This window comes from uncultured Serinicoccus sp., from assembly GCF_947500995.1.
Classification (GTDB): Bacteria; Actinomycetota; Actinomycetes; order Actinomycetales; family Dermatophilaceae; genus Ornithinicoccus.
The window spans coordinates 199134-216666 of record NZ_CANMUA010000005.1 but is presented as its reverse complement, the minus strand read 5'-3'; the positions used below and the strand labels follow the sequence as shown (position 1 = coordinate 216666).

The 17533-nt window shown below is 74.2% G+C and carries 12 protein-coding genes and 1 pseudogene; 10 read left to right on the top strand and 3 right to left on the bottom strand.

The genetic code is table 11. The features are described 5' to 3' along the window. Positions 1 to 4 precede the first annotated feature (4 nt). The 10 genes and pseudogenes from Q0967_RS09630 to Q0967_RS09585 all read left to right on the top strand — a co-directional run bounded on the left by Q0967_RS09630 (position 5) and on the right by Q0967_RS09585 (position 11250). Positions 5 to 679 (top strand): response regulator transcription factor, encoded by a 675-nt coding sequence (locus Q0967_RS09630; protein WP_298752653.1) that lies wholly within the window; start codon positions 5 to 7, stop codon positions 677 to 679. A 140-nt stretch (positions 680 to 819) separates the two neighbouring features. After that, the gene (locus tag Q0967_RS09625; RefSeq protein WP_298752656.1) at positions 820 to 2073 is read left to right on the top strand and encodes a glycosyltransferase family protein; all 1254 of its coding nucleotides are present in this window, start codon (positions 820 to 822) and stop codon (positions 2071 to 2073) included. After that, positions 2063 to 3304 carry a glycosyltransferase family 4 protein gene (locus Q0967_RS09620; protein WP_299449740.1) on the top strand — a complete coding sequence of 414 codons (1242 nt, stop codon included), beginning with the start codon at positions 2063 to 2065 and terminating at the stop codon, positions 3302 to 3304. Before Q0967_RS09625 ends, Q0967_RS09620 begins: the two co-directional genes overlap by 11 nt. Next, positions 3301 to 4653 (top strand): glycosyltransferase family 4 protein, encoded by a 1353-nt coding sequence (locus tag Q0967_RS09615; RefSeq protein ID WP_299449738.1) that lies wholly within the window; start codon positions 3301 to 3303, stop codon positions 4651 to 4653. Before Q0967_RS09620 ends, Q0967_RS09615 begins: the two co-directional genes overlap by 4 nt. Next, on the top strand, positions 4653 to 6431 hold the full coding sequence (locus Q0967_RS09610; RefSeq protein ID WP_299449736.1) for an ABC transporter ATP-binding protein: 1779 nt from the start codon (positions 4653 to 4655) through the stop codon (positions 6429 to 6431). The genes Q0967_RS09615 and Q0967_RS09610 overlap by 1 nt, the downstream gene beginning before the upstream one ends. Further along, complete coding sequence (locus Q0967_RS09605; RefSeq protein WP_299449734.1) at positions 6424 to 9192, top strand: hypothetical protein; 2769 nt, start codon at positions 6424 to 6426, stop codon at positions 9190 to 9192. The genes Q0967_RS09610 and Q0967_RS09605 overlap by 8 nt, the downstream gene beginning before the upstream one ends. Positions 9193 to 9265: 73 nt before the next feature. Next, positions 9266 to 9856 carry a hypothetical protein gene (locus tag Q0967_RS09600; protein ID WP_299449732.1) on the top strand — a complete coding sequence of 197 codons (591 nt, stop codon included), beginning with the start codon at positions 9266 to 9268 and terminating at the stop codon, positions 9854 to 9856. A gap of 67 nt (positions 9857 to 9923) precedes the next feature. Then, a complete protein-coding gene (locus Q0967_RS09595; RefSeq protein ID WP_299449730.1) occupies positions 9924 to 10697 on the top strand; it encodes a CPBP family intramembrane glutamic endopeptidase in 774 nt (257 codons plus the stop codon). Continuing rightward, a pseudogene (locus Q0967_RS09590) lies at positions 10663 to 10998 on the top strand (GNAT family N-acetyltransferase); the annotation flags it as partial. The gene Q0967_RS09595 and the pseudogene Q0967_RS09590, both read left to right, overlap by 35 nt. A gap of 45 nt (positions 10999 to 11043) precedes the next feature. Continuing rightward, on the top strand, positions 11044 to 11250 hold the full coding sequence (locus tag Q0967_RS09585) for an RNA-binding S4 domain-containing protein (protein ID WP_298752702.1): 207 nt from the start codon (positions 11044 to 11046) through the stop codon (positions 11248 to 11250). Between the two features lie 157 nt (positions 11251 to 11407). On the opposite strand, the gene Q0967_RS09580 is transcribed toward Q0967_RS09585, so the two are convergent. From Q0967_RS09580 to scpA, 3 genes are all read right to left on the bottom strand, one after another. Continuing rightward, positions 11408 to 13603, bottom strand: coding sequence for an HNH endonuclease signature motif containing protein (locus tag Q0967_RS09580; RefSeq protein WP_299449728.1), 2196 nt, complete (start codon positions 13601 to 13603; stop codon positions 11408 to 11410). A gap of 490 nt (positions 13604 to 14093) precedes the next feature. Further along, complete coding sequence (meaB, locus tag Q0967_RS09575; RefSeq protein ID WP_299449726.1) at positions 14094 to 15170, bottom strand: methylmalonyl Co-A mutase-associated GTPase MeaB; 1077 nt, start codon at positions 15168 to 15170, stop codon at positions 14094 to 14096. Beyond that, the gene (scpA, locus tag Q0967_RS09570; RefSeq protein ID WP_299449724.1) at positions 15163 to 17478 is read right to left on the bottom strand and encodes a methylmalonyl-CoA mutase; all 2316 of its coding nucleotides are present in this window, start codon (positions 17476 to 17478) and stop codon (positions 15163 to 15165) included. The genes meaB and scpA overlap by 8 nt, the downstream gene beginning before the upstream one ends. Positions 17479 to 17533: the final 55 nt, after the last annotated feature.

Here is a 17533-nt window from a genome sequence, read left to right as displayed (position 1 = left end):
CCCCATGGCGCACATCCTGATCGCGGAGGACGAGGAGGGGATCGCGCGGGTCGTCGACCGGGGCCTGAGGGCCGACGGTCACCGGACCACCGTCGTCACCGACGGCATCGCCGCCCTCGAGGCGGCCAGCGGGGGACAGGTCGACCTCGTGGTGCTCGACGTGGGGCTGCCGAAGATGGACGGCTTCACCGTGCTGCGCATGCTGCGGACCATGGACGAGCCGGTGCCCGTCATCATGTGCACCGCCCGCGACTCGGTCGAGGACACCGTGCACGGGCTGGAGAACGGGGCCGAGGACTACCTCGCCAAGCCTTTCCGGGTCGAGGAGCTGCGCGCCCGGGTCAAGCTGCGGCTGCGCCAGCACGCCGAGGCGATGGCCGGGGGGCGCACGGAGGACGTCCTCGAGGTGGGCGGCGTGCGGCTGGACATCCCGGCCCGGACCGTCCACGTGGACGACGAGCCGGTCGAGCTCTCCGCGCGGGAGTTCACTCTGGCCCGTGAGCTCATGGACCACGCCGGGCAGGTGCTCAGCCGGGACCAGCTGCTCGACCGGGTGTGGGGCTTCGAGGTCACCGGCAGCTCCAACGTCGTCGACGTCTACATCCGCTACCTGCGCGCCAAGGTCGGCGCCGATCGCATCAGCACCGTCCGGGGGGTCGGCTACCGCTTCGAGCGCTGACGCCGCCCTGTCTGGTCCGTGGCGTCTGGGCTGGTCACCCTGCATGAGAGCAGTCTCATGGATGTGTCATCCACCCCTCATCCCACCCGTGTTCACTCGTCTCCACGCACCGGCACCGGGTCGGCGCGGGAGAGGACGACATGGACCACCGCACCAGTCACGTCCAGAGCAGCGGCACCCCGCTGCGAGCCCTGTTCTACTCCCACGACTCCCAGGGTCTGGGTCACTTCCGCCGCAACCGTGCCCTCGCGCACACCCTCTCCCAGCGGCTGCCGGTGCTCACCGGGTCCCCGGTCACCGGGCTGCTGCTCAACGGTGTCGCCGGGGCCGCCGCCCGCAGCCTGCCGGCCGGCTTCGACGTCGTCACCCTCCCCGCCATCGGCAAGACGGCTGGGCACCGCGGCTACGGCCCACGCCACCTCGACCTCGGCATGGACGCCGTGCTGTCGGTGCGCGGGGAGATCGTCCGCGCCACCGGGCTCGCCTTCCGCCCCGACCTCGTCGTCGTCGACCGGCACGCCCTCGGCGTCGGGGGTGAGCTGCTCGCCGGCTTGCAGGCCATGCGCCGCGAGCTGCCGCAGGCCCGCTTCGTCCTGGGCCTGCGCGACGTCCTCGACGACCCCGAGGCGGTGGAGTCGGAGTGGCGCCAGACCCCCGCCGACCTCGTGGCGCAGATCTACGACGAGATCTGGGTCTACGGCGACCCGGCGGTGCACGACCTGCGCCGCTCCGGCGAGCTGCCGCCCGAGCTCGTCCCGCTGGTGCGCTACCAGGGGTTCCTCGCGCACGGGCGGGCCGAGGAGCCGACCGACGTCGAGCCGGACCGGCCCTACCTCGTGACCACCGCCGGAGGGGGCAGCGACGGCACCCGGCTGTGCCTCGCGGCGGCCCGCGCCCGGGTCCCCGCCGGGCACCGCCACCTGCTCGTCACCGGCCCGCAGATGAGCGACGCCGACCACCGGTCGGTGGAGCGTGAGGCCGCCCGCGGCACCCAGGTGGTCCGCAGCGTCGACGACGCGGCCGGGCTCATCCGCCGGGCCGCCGCCTCGGTCTCGATGGCCGGCTACAACACCGTCGCCGAGACGCTGGCCACCGACGTCCCCGCCCTGCTCGTGCCGCGGGAGCGCCCGCGCACCGAGCAGCTCATCCGGGCCGCCGCGCTCGCCCGGGTCGGTGCCGCCGACCTGCTGCGCGAGGGCGACCTGACCGAGACCGCGATCAGCCGCTGGTGGGCGGACGCGGTGGGCCGGCGGGTCGACCGCGGCGCCCTCGACCTGGGTGGCCTGCGCACCGTGGCCACCTCCGCGACCGAGCTGGTCCGCACCTCGCCGGCCCTCGCGCCGGTCCCGTCGTTCGCCCCCGCCCACGAGGAAGGACTCCCCGTTGCCGTCTGACCGCACCGCCTACGTCCTCAAGGTCTACCCGCGCTTCTCCGAGACCTTCGTCGTCACCGAGATCCTGGCCCGCGAGGCCGCCGGCGACGACCTGGCCATCTACGCCCTGCGCCCGACCACCGACTCGCGCTTCCACCCCCAGCTGGCGCAGGTGCAGGCGCCGGTCACCCACCTTCCCCGTGCGCACAAGCTGTCCGCCGAGTGGGAGGTCTTCGCCCGGGCCCACGCCGAGCTGCCCGGCTTCGGCACCCGGCTCGGCGCGCTCATGCCGCTGCTCGTGCGTCTCGACCCCTCCGACGTGGCACAGGGCGTCGACCTGGCGCTGCGGCTGCGGCGCGACGGCATCACCCGGGTGCACGTGCACTTCGCCAGCATGGCGTCGTGGTGCACCGCGATCGCGAGCGCGCTCACCGGCATACCCTTCACCGTCACCACGCACGCCAAGGACCTCTTCCACGAGGACGTCGACCGGGTGGTGCTGCGCGAGGTCCTCGCCCGCACGTCCGCCGTCATCGCCATCAGCGACTACAACCGGAGCTTCCTCCTCGAGGAGGTCGACCCCGGGCTGGCCGACCGGGTCGCCCTCGTGCGCAACGGCCTGGAGCTGGGCCGCTTCGCCTACCGCGACCCGCGGCCGGTCGGCGACACGCTGCGGGTCCTGGCCGTCGGGCGCATCGTGGAGAAGAAGGGCTTCGACCACCTCGTCGACGCGGTCGCCGCCCTCCGCGCCGAGGGTATGCCGCTCGACGTCCGGATCGTCGGCGAGGGCGAGCGGGCCGCCGAGCTCGCGACCCAGGTGCGGCGCACCGGCGTCGACGACGCCGTCACCCTCCTCGGATCGCGCAGCCAGAGCGAGCTCGTCGCCGAGCTGGACCGGGCCGACGTCCTCGTCGCGCCGTGCGTGGTCGGCGCCGACGGCAACGCCGACGGCCTGCCCACGGTGCTGCTCGAGGCGATGGCCAGCGGGGTGCCGTGCGTGGCGACCGACGTCACCGGCATCCCCGAGGCGGTGCGACCGGGCGACGACGTGACCCCGGCCACCGGGATCCTCCTGCCCAGCGACCCCGCCGGTCTCTCCGGCCGGGTCGCCGACGCGCTGCGCCGGGTCGCCGACCCGGACTGGCCGCGGGTCGAGGTCGCCCGGGCCGCCCGAGCGCTCGTCGAGCGCGACTACGACACCACCACCCAGGCGGCGCGCCTCGCCGCCGTGACCGCAGGAGCCACCCGATGACCCGCGTCGCCTACGTCTGCGCCGACCCCGGCATCCCCGTCTTCGGCACCAAGGGCGCCAGCGTCCACATCCAGGAGATCGTGCGCGCCTGGCGCCGGGGCGGCGCCGAGGTGGAGGTGTATGCCGTCCGCCTCGGTGACGTCGAGCACGTCCCGGCCGACCTCGCCGACCTCGTCGTGCACCACGTCCCGGTCGGCCGCGTCGGCTCGGGATCGGGCGCGGACGACCAGGGCGCCGCCGCCCGGCGCGAGGTGGCCCAGCGCCAGGCCGCGGCGGAGATCGGCGCTCGGGTGGTGGCCGCCGCCCCCGACGTCGTCTACGAGCGCTACTCGCTGTTCTCCGGGGTGCTGCACCTCGCCCGGCGCGGGCTGGGCGCCGGGGTCCGGACCGTCCTGGAGGTCAACGCCCCGCTCATCGACGAGCAGCAGCGGCACCGCGTCCTCGTCGACGAGGCCGGCAGCGTCGACGCCCTGCGTGCTCAGGTCGGTGCCGCCGACGTCGTCGCCTGCGTGAGCGAGCGGGTGGCCGGGTGGGTGCGCGAGCGGACCGGGGTCGACCAGGGTGCCGGTGCCGAGATGGCGGTCCGTGGCGGGGACGCTGCCGGTGCCGACCGGGGGGCCCGAGCCGCGCGGGTGGTCGTCGTGCCCAACGGGGTGAACACCCGAAGGATCCGGGCCGTCACCCCGGACCTGGACGGCGACCCCGTGGTCGTCTTCGTCGGGACGCTCAAGCCGTGGCACGGCGTCGAGGACCTGCTCGAGGCGGCGGCGCTGGCCCAGCGCCCGTGGCGGCTGCGAATCGTCGGCGACGGGCCCCAGCGGGAGGCGATCGAGCAGGCTGCCGCCCGGCACGGGCTGGCCGTGCAGCTGACGGGGGCCCTCGCGCCCGAGGAGGTCCCCGCCGCGCTGGAGGGCGCCCTCGTCGCGGTCGCGCCCTACCCCTCCAGCGACGACCACTACTTCTCCCCGCTCAAGGTCTACGAGTACGGCGCCGCCGCCCTGCCCGTCGTCGCCTCCCGGATCGGTCAGATCCCGGCAGTGGTGCAGGACGGTGTCACCGGGGTGCTCGTGCCGCCGTCGGACCCGGCCGCCCTCGCTGCCGCCGTCGACGCCCTCGTCGCCGACCCGGACGCCGCGCGCGCCATGGGGGCTGCCGCCCGCCGCCTCATGGAGCGCGAGCACTCGTGGGAGCACGTGCTCGACGCGACCCTCGCGCCGGTGACGTCGGCCGCGCCGCTGGTGTCCACGCATACCTCGGCCGCGTCGGTCTCACTCCCCACCTCGCCGGCGGCTGCGTCCTCGCAGCCCACCTCGTCGGCGGCCGGCTCACCCGCGGCCGGGGGACGCTGATGGCCGCGGACCCGGGCGAGAGCGCGACCGCCTCGCCGCTGCGGCGGACCCTGGGGCTCGTGGTCCCGCACCTGGAGGGGCAGCGGGCCCTGCTGGCCGGCGGCGGGGTGCTGCTGCTGCTCGAGGTCGTCTTCCGGGTGCTGGAGCCCTGGCCGACCAAGCTCGTCATCGACGCCCTCACCCGCAGCCTGGGCGCGAACCTCGCCGAACCGGGGCCGCAGGCCTCCGTCCAGCTCCTCGTGGCCTGCGGGCTCGGCACCATCGCCATCATCGGGATGCGCGCGGTGTGCAACTACGGCGCGACGGTGGCCTTCGCGCTGGGCGGGAGCCGGGTCGCGACCCGGCTGCGGGCGGCGGTCTTCGACCACGTCCAGAGCTTGTCCCGCAGCTACCACGGCCGGGCGCGGTCCGGTGACGTCGTGCAGCGGCTGGTGGCCGACGTCGGCCGGCTGCAGGAGGTCGCCGTGACCGCCGGTATGCCGCTCGTCGTCAATGTCCTCACCCTCGTGGCGATGCTCGGGGTGATGACCTGGCTGGACCCGGTGCTGGCGCTCATCGTCCTCGGGGCGATCCTCGTCTTCCTCCTGTTCTCCCGGTTGTCGACGGGCAAGATCACCCACGCCTCGCGCAAGACCCGCCGCAGCGAGGGCGAGCTGGCCAACGTCGCCCAGGAGACGCTCACCGGGATGACGCACGTCCAGGCATACGGAATGGAGCGCGACCGCGCGAGCACCTTCCAGGGCTCCAACGACCGCTCGCTCAAGGACGGGGTCGTCGCGCGACGGCTGGCGGCGGCGCTGGAGCGGCGCACCGACGTCCTCGTCGGCGTCGCGACCGCGGCCGTGCTGCTGCTGGGCGGCGTGCGGGTGCTGCAGGGCGCGATGACGCCGGGGGACATGGTGATCTTCCTGACCTACCTCAAGACGTCGATGAAGCCGTTGCGCGACCTGGCGAAGTACACCGGCCGCATCGCCCGCGCCACCGCCTCGGGGGAGCGGGTGGCCGACCTGCTCGACGAGCGGCCGGACATCGTCTCCCCGGCGGACCCGGTGCGGCTGGGGGTCGTCCGCGGCACCGTGGAGCTGCGCGACGTGCACCTCGAGTTCGTGCCCGGGGTCCCCGTGCTGCGCGGGGTGGACCTGCGGATCGAACCGGGCGAACGGGTCGCGATCGTCGGACCCTCGGGCTCGGGCAAGTCGACGGTGGCCGCGCTGCTGCTGCGCCTGCTCGACCCCGGCTCGGGCAGCGTGCAGCTGGACGGGGTGGACCTGCGCGAGCTGGACCTGCGCGACCTGCGCGGCCAGATCGCCCTCGTGCAGCAGGACGCGGTGCTCTTCACCGGGACCATCGAGGACAACATCCGCCAGGGGCGGCCGGAGGCCAGCGACCACCAGGTGCTGCGCGCGGCCCGGCTCGCCCGGGTGACCGAGTTCACCGACGGCCTCCCCGAGGGGCTGCAGACGCAGGTCAGCGAGCGTGGCAGCAGCCTGTCCGGCGGGCAGCGCCAGCGGATCTCCCTGGCGCGCGCCTTCCTGCGCGACGCCCCGGTGCTGCTCCTCGACGAACCGACCACCGGGCTGGACCCGGACAACGTGACGCTCGTGGGTGAGGCCATCAGGGAGCTGAGCCGCGGCCGCACGAGCGTGATGATCACCCACGACCTCGACGTCGCCCGCGGCGCCGACCGGGTCGTCGTGCTGGAGCAGGGGCGGGTGACCTGGACCGGGAGGCCCGAGGACGCGCCGCTCGACGGGGTGCTGGAGGAGAGCCATGGATGAGCGGGAGTCGCACGTGGGCGGGTGTCCGGACGCGGCCGCCGCGGGTGCCGTGCGGGCTGCGCGCGGGCCGTCGGGGGTGGGCGCCGAGACGAGGGGGACCGAGCGGCATACCCCGGACCCGGTGCTCGAGCTGCTGCTCGACCCCGAACGGCTCAGTGGGCTGCTGCGCACGCCGGTGCGGGCGACACGGGTCCGTCCCAAGCCGGGGGTGAGCCACACCGCCGCGCTCGTGGGGGCGGACGGACGGGTGCTCGGCTGGGTCCAGGCACTGGTCGGGCCGGCGCGGGCCAAGGCGGCCAAGGCGCGGGACCGGGCCGAGCGCTACGGCCACGGCGCCCTCATCGGATCCCTGCCCCTGCCGCAGTGGGACGCCGAGCTGGTCTGGGGCGGCATCGCGACCGACCCTGAGCTGGGCAGCCCGCTGCGACGCAGCGGGCTCGACCTCGCCTCGCCGGACCTGGTCCTGCTGCGCTACAACCCGCTGCGCCGCCTCGTGGTGCGCGACGGCGCGTACGTCGTCCGCGTCACCGCCGAGCCTCACGCCCCGCGGATGTCGGCGGTCGCCCGCTCGCTGGCCGGGCGCGGACTGCCCGTCGTGGCGCCGGTGGAGACCGACGCGGGTGTCGCCGGCCGGCAGCCCCTCCGGGGCGCGGCCCCTCCTCGGCTGCGGGTGTCGCGGCGGGTGAGCGCATGGCCGTGGATCGAGGGCAGCGACCTCACGCAGTCGGATCTCGCGTCCGCCCGGGCTGCCGGCGAGCTGGCGGCGCGGCTGCACTCGACAGCGGTGGCGGGACGGGACGGGAGAGTACGGGGCCTGGGTGGGACGGGCTTCGGACCGGACGGGACGGCGGTCGGACCGGACGGGACGGCGGTGGGACCGGACGGGACGGCGGGGGACACCAACCCTGCGCCCGTGGATGTGGACGTGGACGTGGACCCGACGCCCGTGGCGGTGGATCTGCCCGAGCGTGGCTGGGGCGACCTCCTGGCCGCGGCCCGGCGCTCGGTGACGCTGCTGCACGCCGTCGCCCCGGAGGCGGCGCATCAGGCGCGGCTCGCCCTCGCGGGGTTGCCGCAGCAGGAGCCGAGGTGCGAGCCGTCGTCGGACGGACACCGGGCGAGCGCGCACACCAGCCACCACGCCCTGCTCCACGGCGACCTGTCGCTGGACCAGTTCCTGCTCGGCGACGACGGCGTGGTGCGCCTGACCGACCTGGACCGGGCCTGCCGGGGGCCCGTCCAGCTGGATCTCGCCTCGGTGCGTGCCGCGCAGATCCTGCACGAGGTGCGGTACCGGCAGGACTCCAGCGGCGCGAGCGACGTCGCGCAGGGCGACGGGACTGCCACCTGGGAGGCGTTCGTGGACGGCTACGGCTGGGCCCCCCTGCCCGGCGCGTGGGTGTCCGCCGCGCTGCTCGCCCGGGTCGCGGAGCCCTGGCGCTCGCAGGCGCCGGGCTGGCGGGAGCAGACCCAGGAGGTGGGGCAGCTGGCGCTCGACCACCTCGGCGGGACGCTGCTCCCCGCTGGACCGGATGGTCCTCGTGGTCCGGGTGCACTGGATAGCCGGGGTGGTCCGGATGGCCCGAGTGGACTGCATGGCCCGAGTGGACTGGATGGCGCGAGTGGCCTGGGTGGTCCGGATAGCGCGGATGGTCCGGGTGGCCCGGGTGGCGCCGCCGCCCCGCCCACCTCCCGGTCGGCGTGGCGGGTGCCCCGGCAGGTCCGGCAGCACGCCGTGGTCGAGAGCGGTGACGACGGCCCGGTCACCGTGACCGTCGGCCGGGCGTGGCCGGCGGGAGTCCGCGACGGCCAGGCGCGGGTGGCGATCGAGGGAGACGACGGGCGTGGCCGGTTGCGTGCCGGCACCGTCACTCCCGGTGGCGAGGTGGCCCTCCTCCCGCACGGGGAGGACCCCCGGTTGCCGGGACTCGCCGCCGCTGCTCGCACCGGCAGCCTGCTCGTGCACAGGGCCGGTCGACGCGCCGTCGTGCACCGGGCGGACGGGTACCTCAAGCTCGTGCGGCCCGGTCGTGCCGCCGCGCTCGTCGAGGCCTCGGAGCGCGGGACAGCGGTGGCGCGCGGCGCCGGCTTCGCGGCCGCCGACCTCATCAGCAGCACCGACGACGCGGTGCTCGCCCGGGCGCTGCCCGGCATACCGGTGCAGCGGCTCGCCTCCGACGCCAGCTGGTCGGACGTCTGGGCCGCCTGGGCGGCCGGCTGGACGCGGTGGCAGCAGCTGCCGGCGACCGGGCTGGCGACCCACACGCCCGCTGACGAGGCGCAGGTCCTGCGGACGTGGGCGCAGCGGGTGGGCGCGCTCGACCTGCTCGCCGGCACCCCCTGGCCGGAGCGGCTGGCGCAGGTCGCGACACAGCTCTACCGGTCGCCGCACGTCCCCCTCGTCGTGGCTCACCGTGACCTGCACGACGGCCAGCTGCTGTGGGACGGCCAGCGGGTCGGGGTCGTCGACCTGGACACGGTATGCCGTGCCGAACCCGCCCTCGACCTCGCCAACCTGAGCGTCCACGCGAGACTGCGTGAGGCCCAGGGCCTGTGGTCGGCGGCGGCAGCCGCCCTGGTGCAGGACGCGGTGGACGAGGTCGCGGCCGCCGGCTCCGTGCCCACGAGCCGGCTGGCGATCGCCCGGCAGGCCACCCTGGCTCGCCTCGTCGCCGTCTACTGCCTGCGGCCGCGCTGGCGGGACGTGGTGCTCGCGTGGGCCGACCAGCAATGGGATGCCGAGTCGCGCTGGTCCGCGTGATCCGGTGCCCGGGTGAGAGCTTTCTCATGAAGTTCTCACCTCTATCTCCTCCAGGGCGGGCACACTGGTGGGCATGAAGATGGTGGCCTCCGTACTCGCCCTGGTGCTCATCGGTCTCACCGGTGGATGGCTGTGGGTCGATGCCGCGGCGGACGCGCAGGAGACCGAGGGCATCGTCGTGGCGGGAGCCCTCGAACCGGGGGAGGCTCTGCCGCCGAGCTCCCCCGGTGTCCGGGGCGTGACCAGTGGGCAGCTGCTGGGCGCGGTCCAGGAGGGGACGGGTCGGTTGTCCGAGGAGTTCGCCGAGGCGAGGGCTGCGGCGGAGCAGGAGGCGAAGGACAAGAAGGCCGCGCAGAAGAAGGCTGCGGAGAAGAAGGCCTCGGAGGAGCAGGCCGCGGCCGAGCGGAAGGCGGACGAGGAGGCCAGGGCGCAGCAGGAGGCCGAGGAGGCCGCCCGGGAGGCGGAGTCCCAGCCGGCGCCGGTGCAGCAGGCGCCGGCCCCCGCCCCGGTCCAGCCCGCCCCGGTGCAGCCGTCGCAGGTCATGTGCTGGGACGACGACGAGTGGGAGGAGTGTGACGACGACGGAGGCGACGACAACTCGGGCCACGGGAGCTCGCACGACGACGATTGGGACGACTTGGACGACGACTGGGACGACGACTGAGGTCCTCCCAAGGAGCGGCCGTCGGGACCGCGCGCGGGCCTGGGGTGCGGGCACCTAGCCTGGGGGAGTGGACCCTCGCCTTCCACCGACCGTTCTCCCCCGACGCAGCCTGCTGACCGAGACGCTGCTCGTCCTGGGGGTGAGCCTCGGGGCGTCGGCGGTGTGGTCGGTGCTCAGCATCACCCGCAAGCTGACGGCGCCTGGCGGGCTCGCGGCGCAGACCACCAGCATGAACACCAGCGCCGCCCCCGACCAGCCGTGGATCGACCTCGCCTACCAGCTCGTCGGCATCGCCCTGGCGCTGGTGCCCGTCGTGCTCGCCCTGCACCTGCTCGGGCGTGATGTCGCCCGGCCGTGGCGCCTGCTGGGACTCGACCGCACCCGACCTGTCCGGGACCTGGCGCAGGGAACGATGCTGGCGGCGGTCATCGGCATACCTGGACTCGGCCTCTATCTCCTCGCCCGCGAGCTCGGCGTCAACACCACGGTCGCCCCCGCGAACCTGCCGTCCGTGTGGTGGGCCGTCCCGGTGCTGGTCCTGGCCGCGGTCCAGAACTCGGTGGTGGAGGAGGTCATCGCGGTCGGCTACCTCTTCACCCGGTGGGCGCAGGCGGGCTGGTCGACGTGGACGATCATCCTCACGTCGGCGGTGCTGCGCGGGAGCTACCACCTCTACCAGGGTTTCGGGGGGTTCGTCGGCAACGTCGCGATGGGGATCATCCTCGGGTGGTTCTACACGCGCACCCGCAGGGTCATGCCGTTGGTCGTCGCGCACACGCTGCTCGACGTCGTCGCGTTCGTCGGGTATGCCGCGCTCGCCGGCCGGGTGGGGTGGCTGTGACCTGGCGCGCTCTCGAGGTCGGGGACGTGCGGCATACCCTGGACCCATGACGCAGATCGTCCATCTCGCCGACCGGAGCCGCTGGGAAGCCCAGGACGGTGACCGCTCGATCGGCTACCTGTCCTACGAGCTGACCGACGGCGTCATCGATCTCCAGCACACCGTGGTCGACCCCACGGCCCGCGGCCAGGGCCTCGGCGGTCGCCTCGTCGAGGAGGCGCTGCAGTATGCGCGCGCCGAGGGCCTGCAGGTCCGTCCGACCTGCCCGTTCGTCCCGGACTACCTCGAGCGTCACCCCGAGCACGCCGATCTCGTCGAGGGGGCGGAGGGCGACGGGGTCGCCACGGTGGGGATCCGCGACCAGAGCATCCGGCTGGGGCAGCTGCTCAAGCTGGCCGGCCTGGTGCCCGACGGCGCGATGGCGCGCATGGTCATCGAGAACGGCGAGGTCGAGGTCGACGGCGAGGTCGTCATGCGCCGGGGCACGCAGATCCGTCCGGGTCAGGTCGTGACCTATGCGGGTGAGGGCGTGTCACCGGTCCACGAGGGCTGAGCTCCGCCTGCGCGGCGGACGCGCTCACCGGTCGGTCCTTGTCGACGGGTCGACCGTCCTCGAACGAGGGTGGGGACGGCGTGGACCGGGTCGACCGTCGCGGTGACCGTCGAGGGCGCTCTGCTCAGGAGGGCGGTGACCGTCGAGGACGCTCCGCTCAGAAGGGTGGGGGCCCTTCGTCCCGACGTAGGCGCTCCGCCGACCGGTCGCGCCGGTCCTGCGGCGGGTCGGACACTCGGTCCGGCGACGGGCCGGAGGTCTGTTCCTGTGACGGGTCGGACGAGCGGCCCGGTAACGGGTCGGACGTCTGGCCCTGCGAGGCACTGCCGTCGGAGGAGAGCTGGGAGGCCGCCTGCGCCGCGGCGCGCTCGGCCAGGAGCGCGCCGCTCGGCCCGGACCGACGCATACCTCGGTCATCGGTGTGGGTCAGGGAGACGAAGCCCCACCCGCCGAACCGCCCCTCGTCCGGTTCGACGGTGTCGTCGCCGGCCTGCAACCCCTCACCCGCTGCCCTGAACGCCAGGGTCAGCAGGATCTCGCGATCGACCTGGGGCAGCCGGTCGGCAGGGTCTGTTGTCGACGCGGCATGGACGCGGTCGAGGGCGTCAGTGACGCGGTGGACGTACTGGCGGTAGTCGTGGGACCGCGTGCGGTAGAGCCGGCCCAGCAGGCTCGTCCACGTCATGTTGCGGTTCTCGGCGAGCGAGCTGTCCCATGCCTTGAGGGTCTTGGGGTGGTGGTGCCCGACGTGCAGGGGCACGAGATTGGTCTCGGCCGTGACCCCTCCGGCGGCTCCGTGCTCGATGACGTGGTCGAGCTGGCACGCTCCCGCGTGCACCAGACAGCCGGGTGCTCGACAGGTGACGTCCGCCGCGAGGATCTGGGCCCGCATCGCGGCGTCGGGGCGGTAGCGCTCGAGCGAGCGCTCGACGCACCGACCGTCGGCCGGATCGACGAGGAGCCGCTCGAGGACGGTGCCGGGGAGCACGGCCAGGTCGTGGACCTGGTCGGCAGAGATGTAGGCAGAGTGCGCCCCGAGCACCTGGCCGACGGTCAGGAGGTCGTCGATGGACGTGGTGTCGGGTGGCTCGACGGGTGGGCCGGGCGGTTCGACGAGTGGGTCCGGCGGCGCGGGAGCGTGCTCGGACGCCGCGGTCGATGTCAGCCGTGGACCGCCGTGAACCGCGGCGTAGGGAACGATGACCTGGAGGGTGGCTGACGGCATACCGGACAAGACCTGGGCCAGCTCCGGGCTCCAGCGAAGCCCTGTGGTGGTCGTGTCCTCCGGAGGTGCAGACTCAGGTGCCGAGCCCGCGAGCGGGCGGGGTGGCCGTGGTGCCGTGGTGTCCGGTGGCGTCACCGTGCCGTGCAGCATGAGTGACAGCCCGATGTCGGCGCGCAGCTGGGGCAGGGTGCGCTCGTCTCCGGAGGCCCGCGCACGACGCGCCGCCTGGTCGATGCGGTCGGCGATCGCCGTCGCCTGCAGGGCGGACCCGAGCAGCGTGACGATGCCGGTGCCGTTCTCGTCGATGGTGACCCCCATGCTCCGGCCGGCCAGGGCTGCCTCACGCTCCGCCCTGGCGGCGACCAGGTCGGTGCCCCGCACGCGGGTCACCTCGCGGCGCAGGGCCGCGCGGAACTCCCGGTGGAACCACGGGGCCTCACTGAGCGCGCCGTCGGGGTCGAGGCGCTCCGGCGCGCACGACTCCGCGTCGGTCCCGAAGAGGACCTCCGCCACGTGAGCGGCCTCGTCGGTGCCGAGGGCACCGCAGTCTCGCCAGAAGGAGCGCGCCAGACGCCAGGGCGCGACGCCTGTGGCCATGGCGTGGATCGCCGGCTGGGCCGCCTCGCGGGGTGCTGTCGCCAGCCCGACCAGGTCCACGACCTCGCCGGCACCCCAGCCCGTGGCCGCTTCGATCTCGTGCCGCGACAACGCCTTGGCGCGGGCCCGCCAGCGGAGCCGCTGGTGGGTGCTGAGGTCCTCGGGTGAGCTGACGTCCCGCTCGGCGAGCAGGGACCGCCCGATCGCGGCGGTCTGGTGCCGGGTCGCCAGCACGAGGGCGGCGTCGAGGCGGGCCGCCGTCTGGGTCACACCCTCGATGACCGACAGCAGGGCGCGGGCGCGGGCGAGGTGGTCGTCGACGGACGAGATGGGCGTGACCGTGCCGACCGATGGCTCGGCGGTGCCAGAGGCGGTCGGACCGGCGCGGTGGGGAGTCTGCGGCGTGGGGATGGGGGAGGGAGGCGTGCCGAGAACAGCGGCGGACCCGAGCGGGGAGCCCGAGTCGACCGCCCCCACCGCGAGCGCTGCCTGGGCCATGGCGTCGACCGACGCCGGGTTCATCCCGGTCATGCGCAAGGCGTGTCGCAGGAGAGAGTGCGCCCTGGCCTGGTCCGCTGGACTGACGGTCGCCACGATCGCACCCCCTTCCCTTCCCGAGGGGACGCCACCCCCTGTGGCGTCCTGGTGTCGATCTGGCTCCACTATAGAACACATGTTCGAAGATCTGTTCTCCGACACGCCCTCCTGTGGAGAACCCGAGGTGTACGGGTGGGATGTGGACGGCGTTGGCGAGCGGGGGTCGCCAGGCGTGGAGGGTGCGGGTGGGATGTGGACAGGTGGGCTGTGGCGAGCGGGGGTCGGCAGGCATGGGGCTGGCGGGGTGCGGACGGCCAGGATCTCTGGGCGGCGGGGGAGGGGGAGGCGTCCGGGCAGTGGAGGTGTGCAGGCAGCGATCGTGGGACGGGTGCGAACGGCAGGACCGTCACGGCCGGTGTGGGAGTCAGGGGTAGGAGTCAGGCGTGGCCGCGCCGGTGCGCGCCGATGACCCGGGGTGGCCCCGTCAGCGCGACCAGGGCAGGTCGGCGGCCGACCGGGCGAAGGCCTCGAGGATCCGCTGCGCCCCCTCGACCGCACTCAGCCGTTGCCCGCGGATCTCCTGCTCGACCTCCGCGGCCGCCTCACGCACGGCCGGCGCGCCGCGGAACGTCGACCACAGCTCGGTCTGCAGCAGCGCCCACAGCCACTGCAGCTGCTGCTCCCCACGGCGCTGCGCGAGACCACCCTCGACCGAGGACTCGAGGTGGGCGCGATGGGCGAGGACCTCACGCCATACCTCGTCGAGGCCGTCGGCGGTCAGGGCGCTGCAGGTGAGCACGGGGACCCGACGCTCGCCCTCCCCGCCGCGGAGCAGTCGCATCGCGATGGCCAGCTCACGGGCGGTGCCGCGGGCCTCGGCGGCGTGCGGGCCGTCCGCCTTGTTGACCGCGATGACGTCGGCGATCTCGAGGATGCCGCGCTTGATCCCCTGCAGCTGGTCGCCGGCGCGGGCCAGCGTGAGGAGCAGGAAGGTGTCGACCATCTCGGCCACCGCCACCTCGGACTGCCCGACCCCGACGGTCTCGACGACGACGACGTCGAACCCGGCCGCCTCGACCACGATCATCGACTCCCGCGTGGCCCGGGCGACGCCCCCCAGGTGCAGGCCGGTCGGCGAGGGCCGGACGAAGGCGTCGGGGGAGGCGGACAGCTCGCCCATCCGGGTCCGGTCGCCGAGGATCGACCCGCCCGACCGCGCGGAGGAGGGGTCGACGGCCAGCACCGCGACCCGGTGCCCCTCGTCGATCAGCCGCAGCCCGAGGGCGTTGATGAAGGTCGACTTGCCCGCGCCCGGCACCCCGGAGATGCCCAGGCGCACCGACGGGGTGGCCGAGGTCCCGTCGTCAGGCGGGGAACCGGTCCCGACCTGCGGGTATGCCGTCCCACCCGTCGTGGGGGCGAGGCGGCGCAGGAGGTCGCGGGCGGCGGCGCGGTGGTCGGGGTGGGTCGACTCGACGAGGGTGATCGCGCGCGCCAGGTGCGCACGCGAGCCCGAGGTGACGCCCCGGGCGAGGTCGTCGACGTCGACCGGCCTAGGCACCCGGGCGACCGCCCTGCGCGTCGCCGTCCCCGTGCTCGGTATCGCCGTCCTCGTGAGAGGCCTCGGCGTGCCCGCGAGCGGCGTCGCCGTCCCCCGCTCCCTCGTCCCCCGCTCCCTCGTGCCCCAGCCGCTCACCCAGCCGCCGCACCAGCTCGGCCGCCGCGACGGGGATGACCGTGCCCGGGGGGTAGATCGCGTCGGCACCCAGCTCGTGCAGCTGCTCCATGTCGCCCTCGGGGATGACGCCGCCGACGACGATCATCATGTCCTCGCGACCGAGCTCGTCCAGCTCGCGGCGCAGGGCGGGCACGAGGTAGAGGTGGCCGGCCGCCAGCGAGGACACCCCGACCACGTGCACGTCGCCCTCGACCGCCTGCCGGGCGGCCTCGGCCGGCGTCTGGAAGAGCGGGCCGACGTCGACGTCGAAGCCCAGGTCGGCGAAGGCGGTGGCGATGACCTTCTGCCCCCGGTCGTGCCCGTCCTGGCCCATCTTGGCCACGAGGATCCGCGGCCGCCGGCCCTCGGCCGCCTCGAACTCCTCCACCAGCGCCAGCGTCCGCTCCAGCGACCCTGTCCCGCTCGATCCCATGGCTTCCTTCGCGTAGACGCCGCTGATGGTCCGGACCTGCGCCGTGTAGCGCCCGAAGACCTCCTCCATCGCGTCCGAGATCTCCCCGACGGTGGCGTGCGCCCGGGCGGCGTCGATGGCGAGGGCGAGGAGGTTCTGCGAGAGGTCGCCCGGGTCCGGCTCGCTGCCCGACTCCGTCGCCGCCCGCGCGCCCGCCGTGAGCGCCGCCAGCGCGGCCCTGCAGGCGTCCTCGTCGCGCTCGGCCCGCAGCTGCTCCAGCTTGGCCAGCTGGTCGCGGCGGACCTGGGCGTTGTCGATCTTGAGCACGTCGAGACTCTCCGGCTGCTCCAGCGGGTAGCGGTTGACGCCGACGAGCGGCTGGGTCCCGCCGTCGATCCGCGCCTGGGTGCGTGCCGCCGCCTCCTCGACCCGCATCTTGGGGATACCCGCCTCGATGGCCGACGCCATACCCCCGGCATCCTCGACCTCCTCGATGTGCGCCCACGCGGCGCGCGCGAGGTCGTGGGTGAGCCGCTCTATGTAGGCGCTGCCTCCCCACGGGTCGATGACCCGGGTCGTGCCCGACTCCTGCTGCAGGAAGAGCTGGGTGTTGCGGGCGATGCGCGCGCTGAAGTCGGTCGGGAGCGCGATCGCCTCGTCGAGGGCGTTGGTGTGCAGCGACTGGGTATGCCCCTGGGTCGCGGCCATCGCCTCGATGCAGGTGCGGGTCACGTTGTTGTAGACGTCCTGCGCGGTCAGCGACCAGCCGGAGGTCTGGCTGTGGGTGCGCAGCGACAGCGACTTCGGGTCCTGCGCGCCGAAGCGCTGCACCAACCGGGCCCAGAGCAGGCGGGCGGCCCGCAGCTTGGCGACCTCCATCGCGAAGTTCATGCCGATGCCCCAGAAGAAGGACAGACGCGGCGCGAAGGCGTCGACGTCGAGCCCGGCGGCCTGTCCGGCGCGGAGGTACTCCACGCCGTCCGCCAGCGTGTAGGCGAGCTCCAGGTCGGCCGTGGCCCCCGCCTCCTGGATGTGGTAGCCGGAGATCGAGATCGAGTTGAACCGCGGCATGCGCGCGCTGGTGAACGCGAAGATGTCGGAGATGATCCGCATCGAGGGCCCCGGCGGGTAGATGTAGGTGTTGCGGACCATGAACTCCTTGAGGATGTCGTTCTGGATCGTCCCCGAGAGCTGCTCCGGCGCCACCCCCTGCTCCTCGGCAGCCACGACGTACAGGGCCAGCACCGGCAGCACCGCGCCGTTCATCGTCATCGAGACGGACATCTGGTCCAGCGGGATGCCGTCGAAGAGCTGGCGCATGTCGAGGATCGAGTCGATCGCCACCCCGGCCATGCCGACGTCGCCCTCGACCCGCGGGTGGTCGGAGTCGTAGCCGCGGTGGGTGGCCAGGTCGAAGGCGACCGAGAGGCCCTTCTGCCCGGCGGCGAGGTTGCGGCGGTAGAACGCGTTGGACGCCTGCGCGGTCGAGAAGCCGGCGTACTGCCGGATCGTCCACGGCTGGTTGACGTACATCGTCGGGTAGGGCCCGCGCAGGAACGGCGGCAGCCCCGGCCAGGTGTCGAGGAAGTCCAGCGGAGCCAGGTCGTCCTGCCCGTAGACCGGGGCGACGTCGATGTGCTCCGGGGTGTGCCACGGCTCGGGCAGCTCGGGGTATGCCGTGCCGCCGGGGTCGGAGGCAGTGCCAGGGTCGGGAGCGGCGTCGGGGTCGGGAGCAACCATGTGCGGCGCTCGGTCGGGATCGGGGGCAACCATTCCCGGCGCTCGGTCGGGGTGG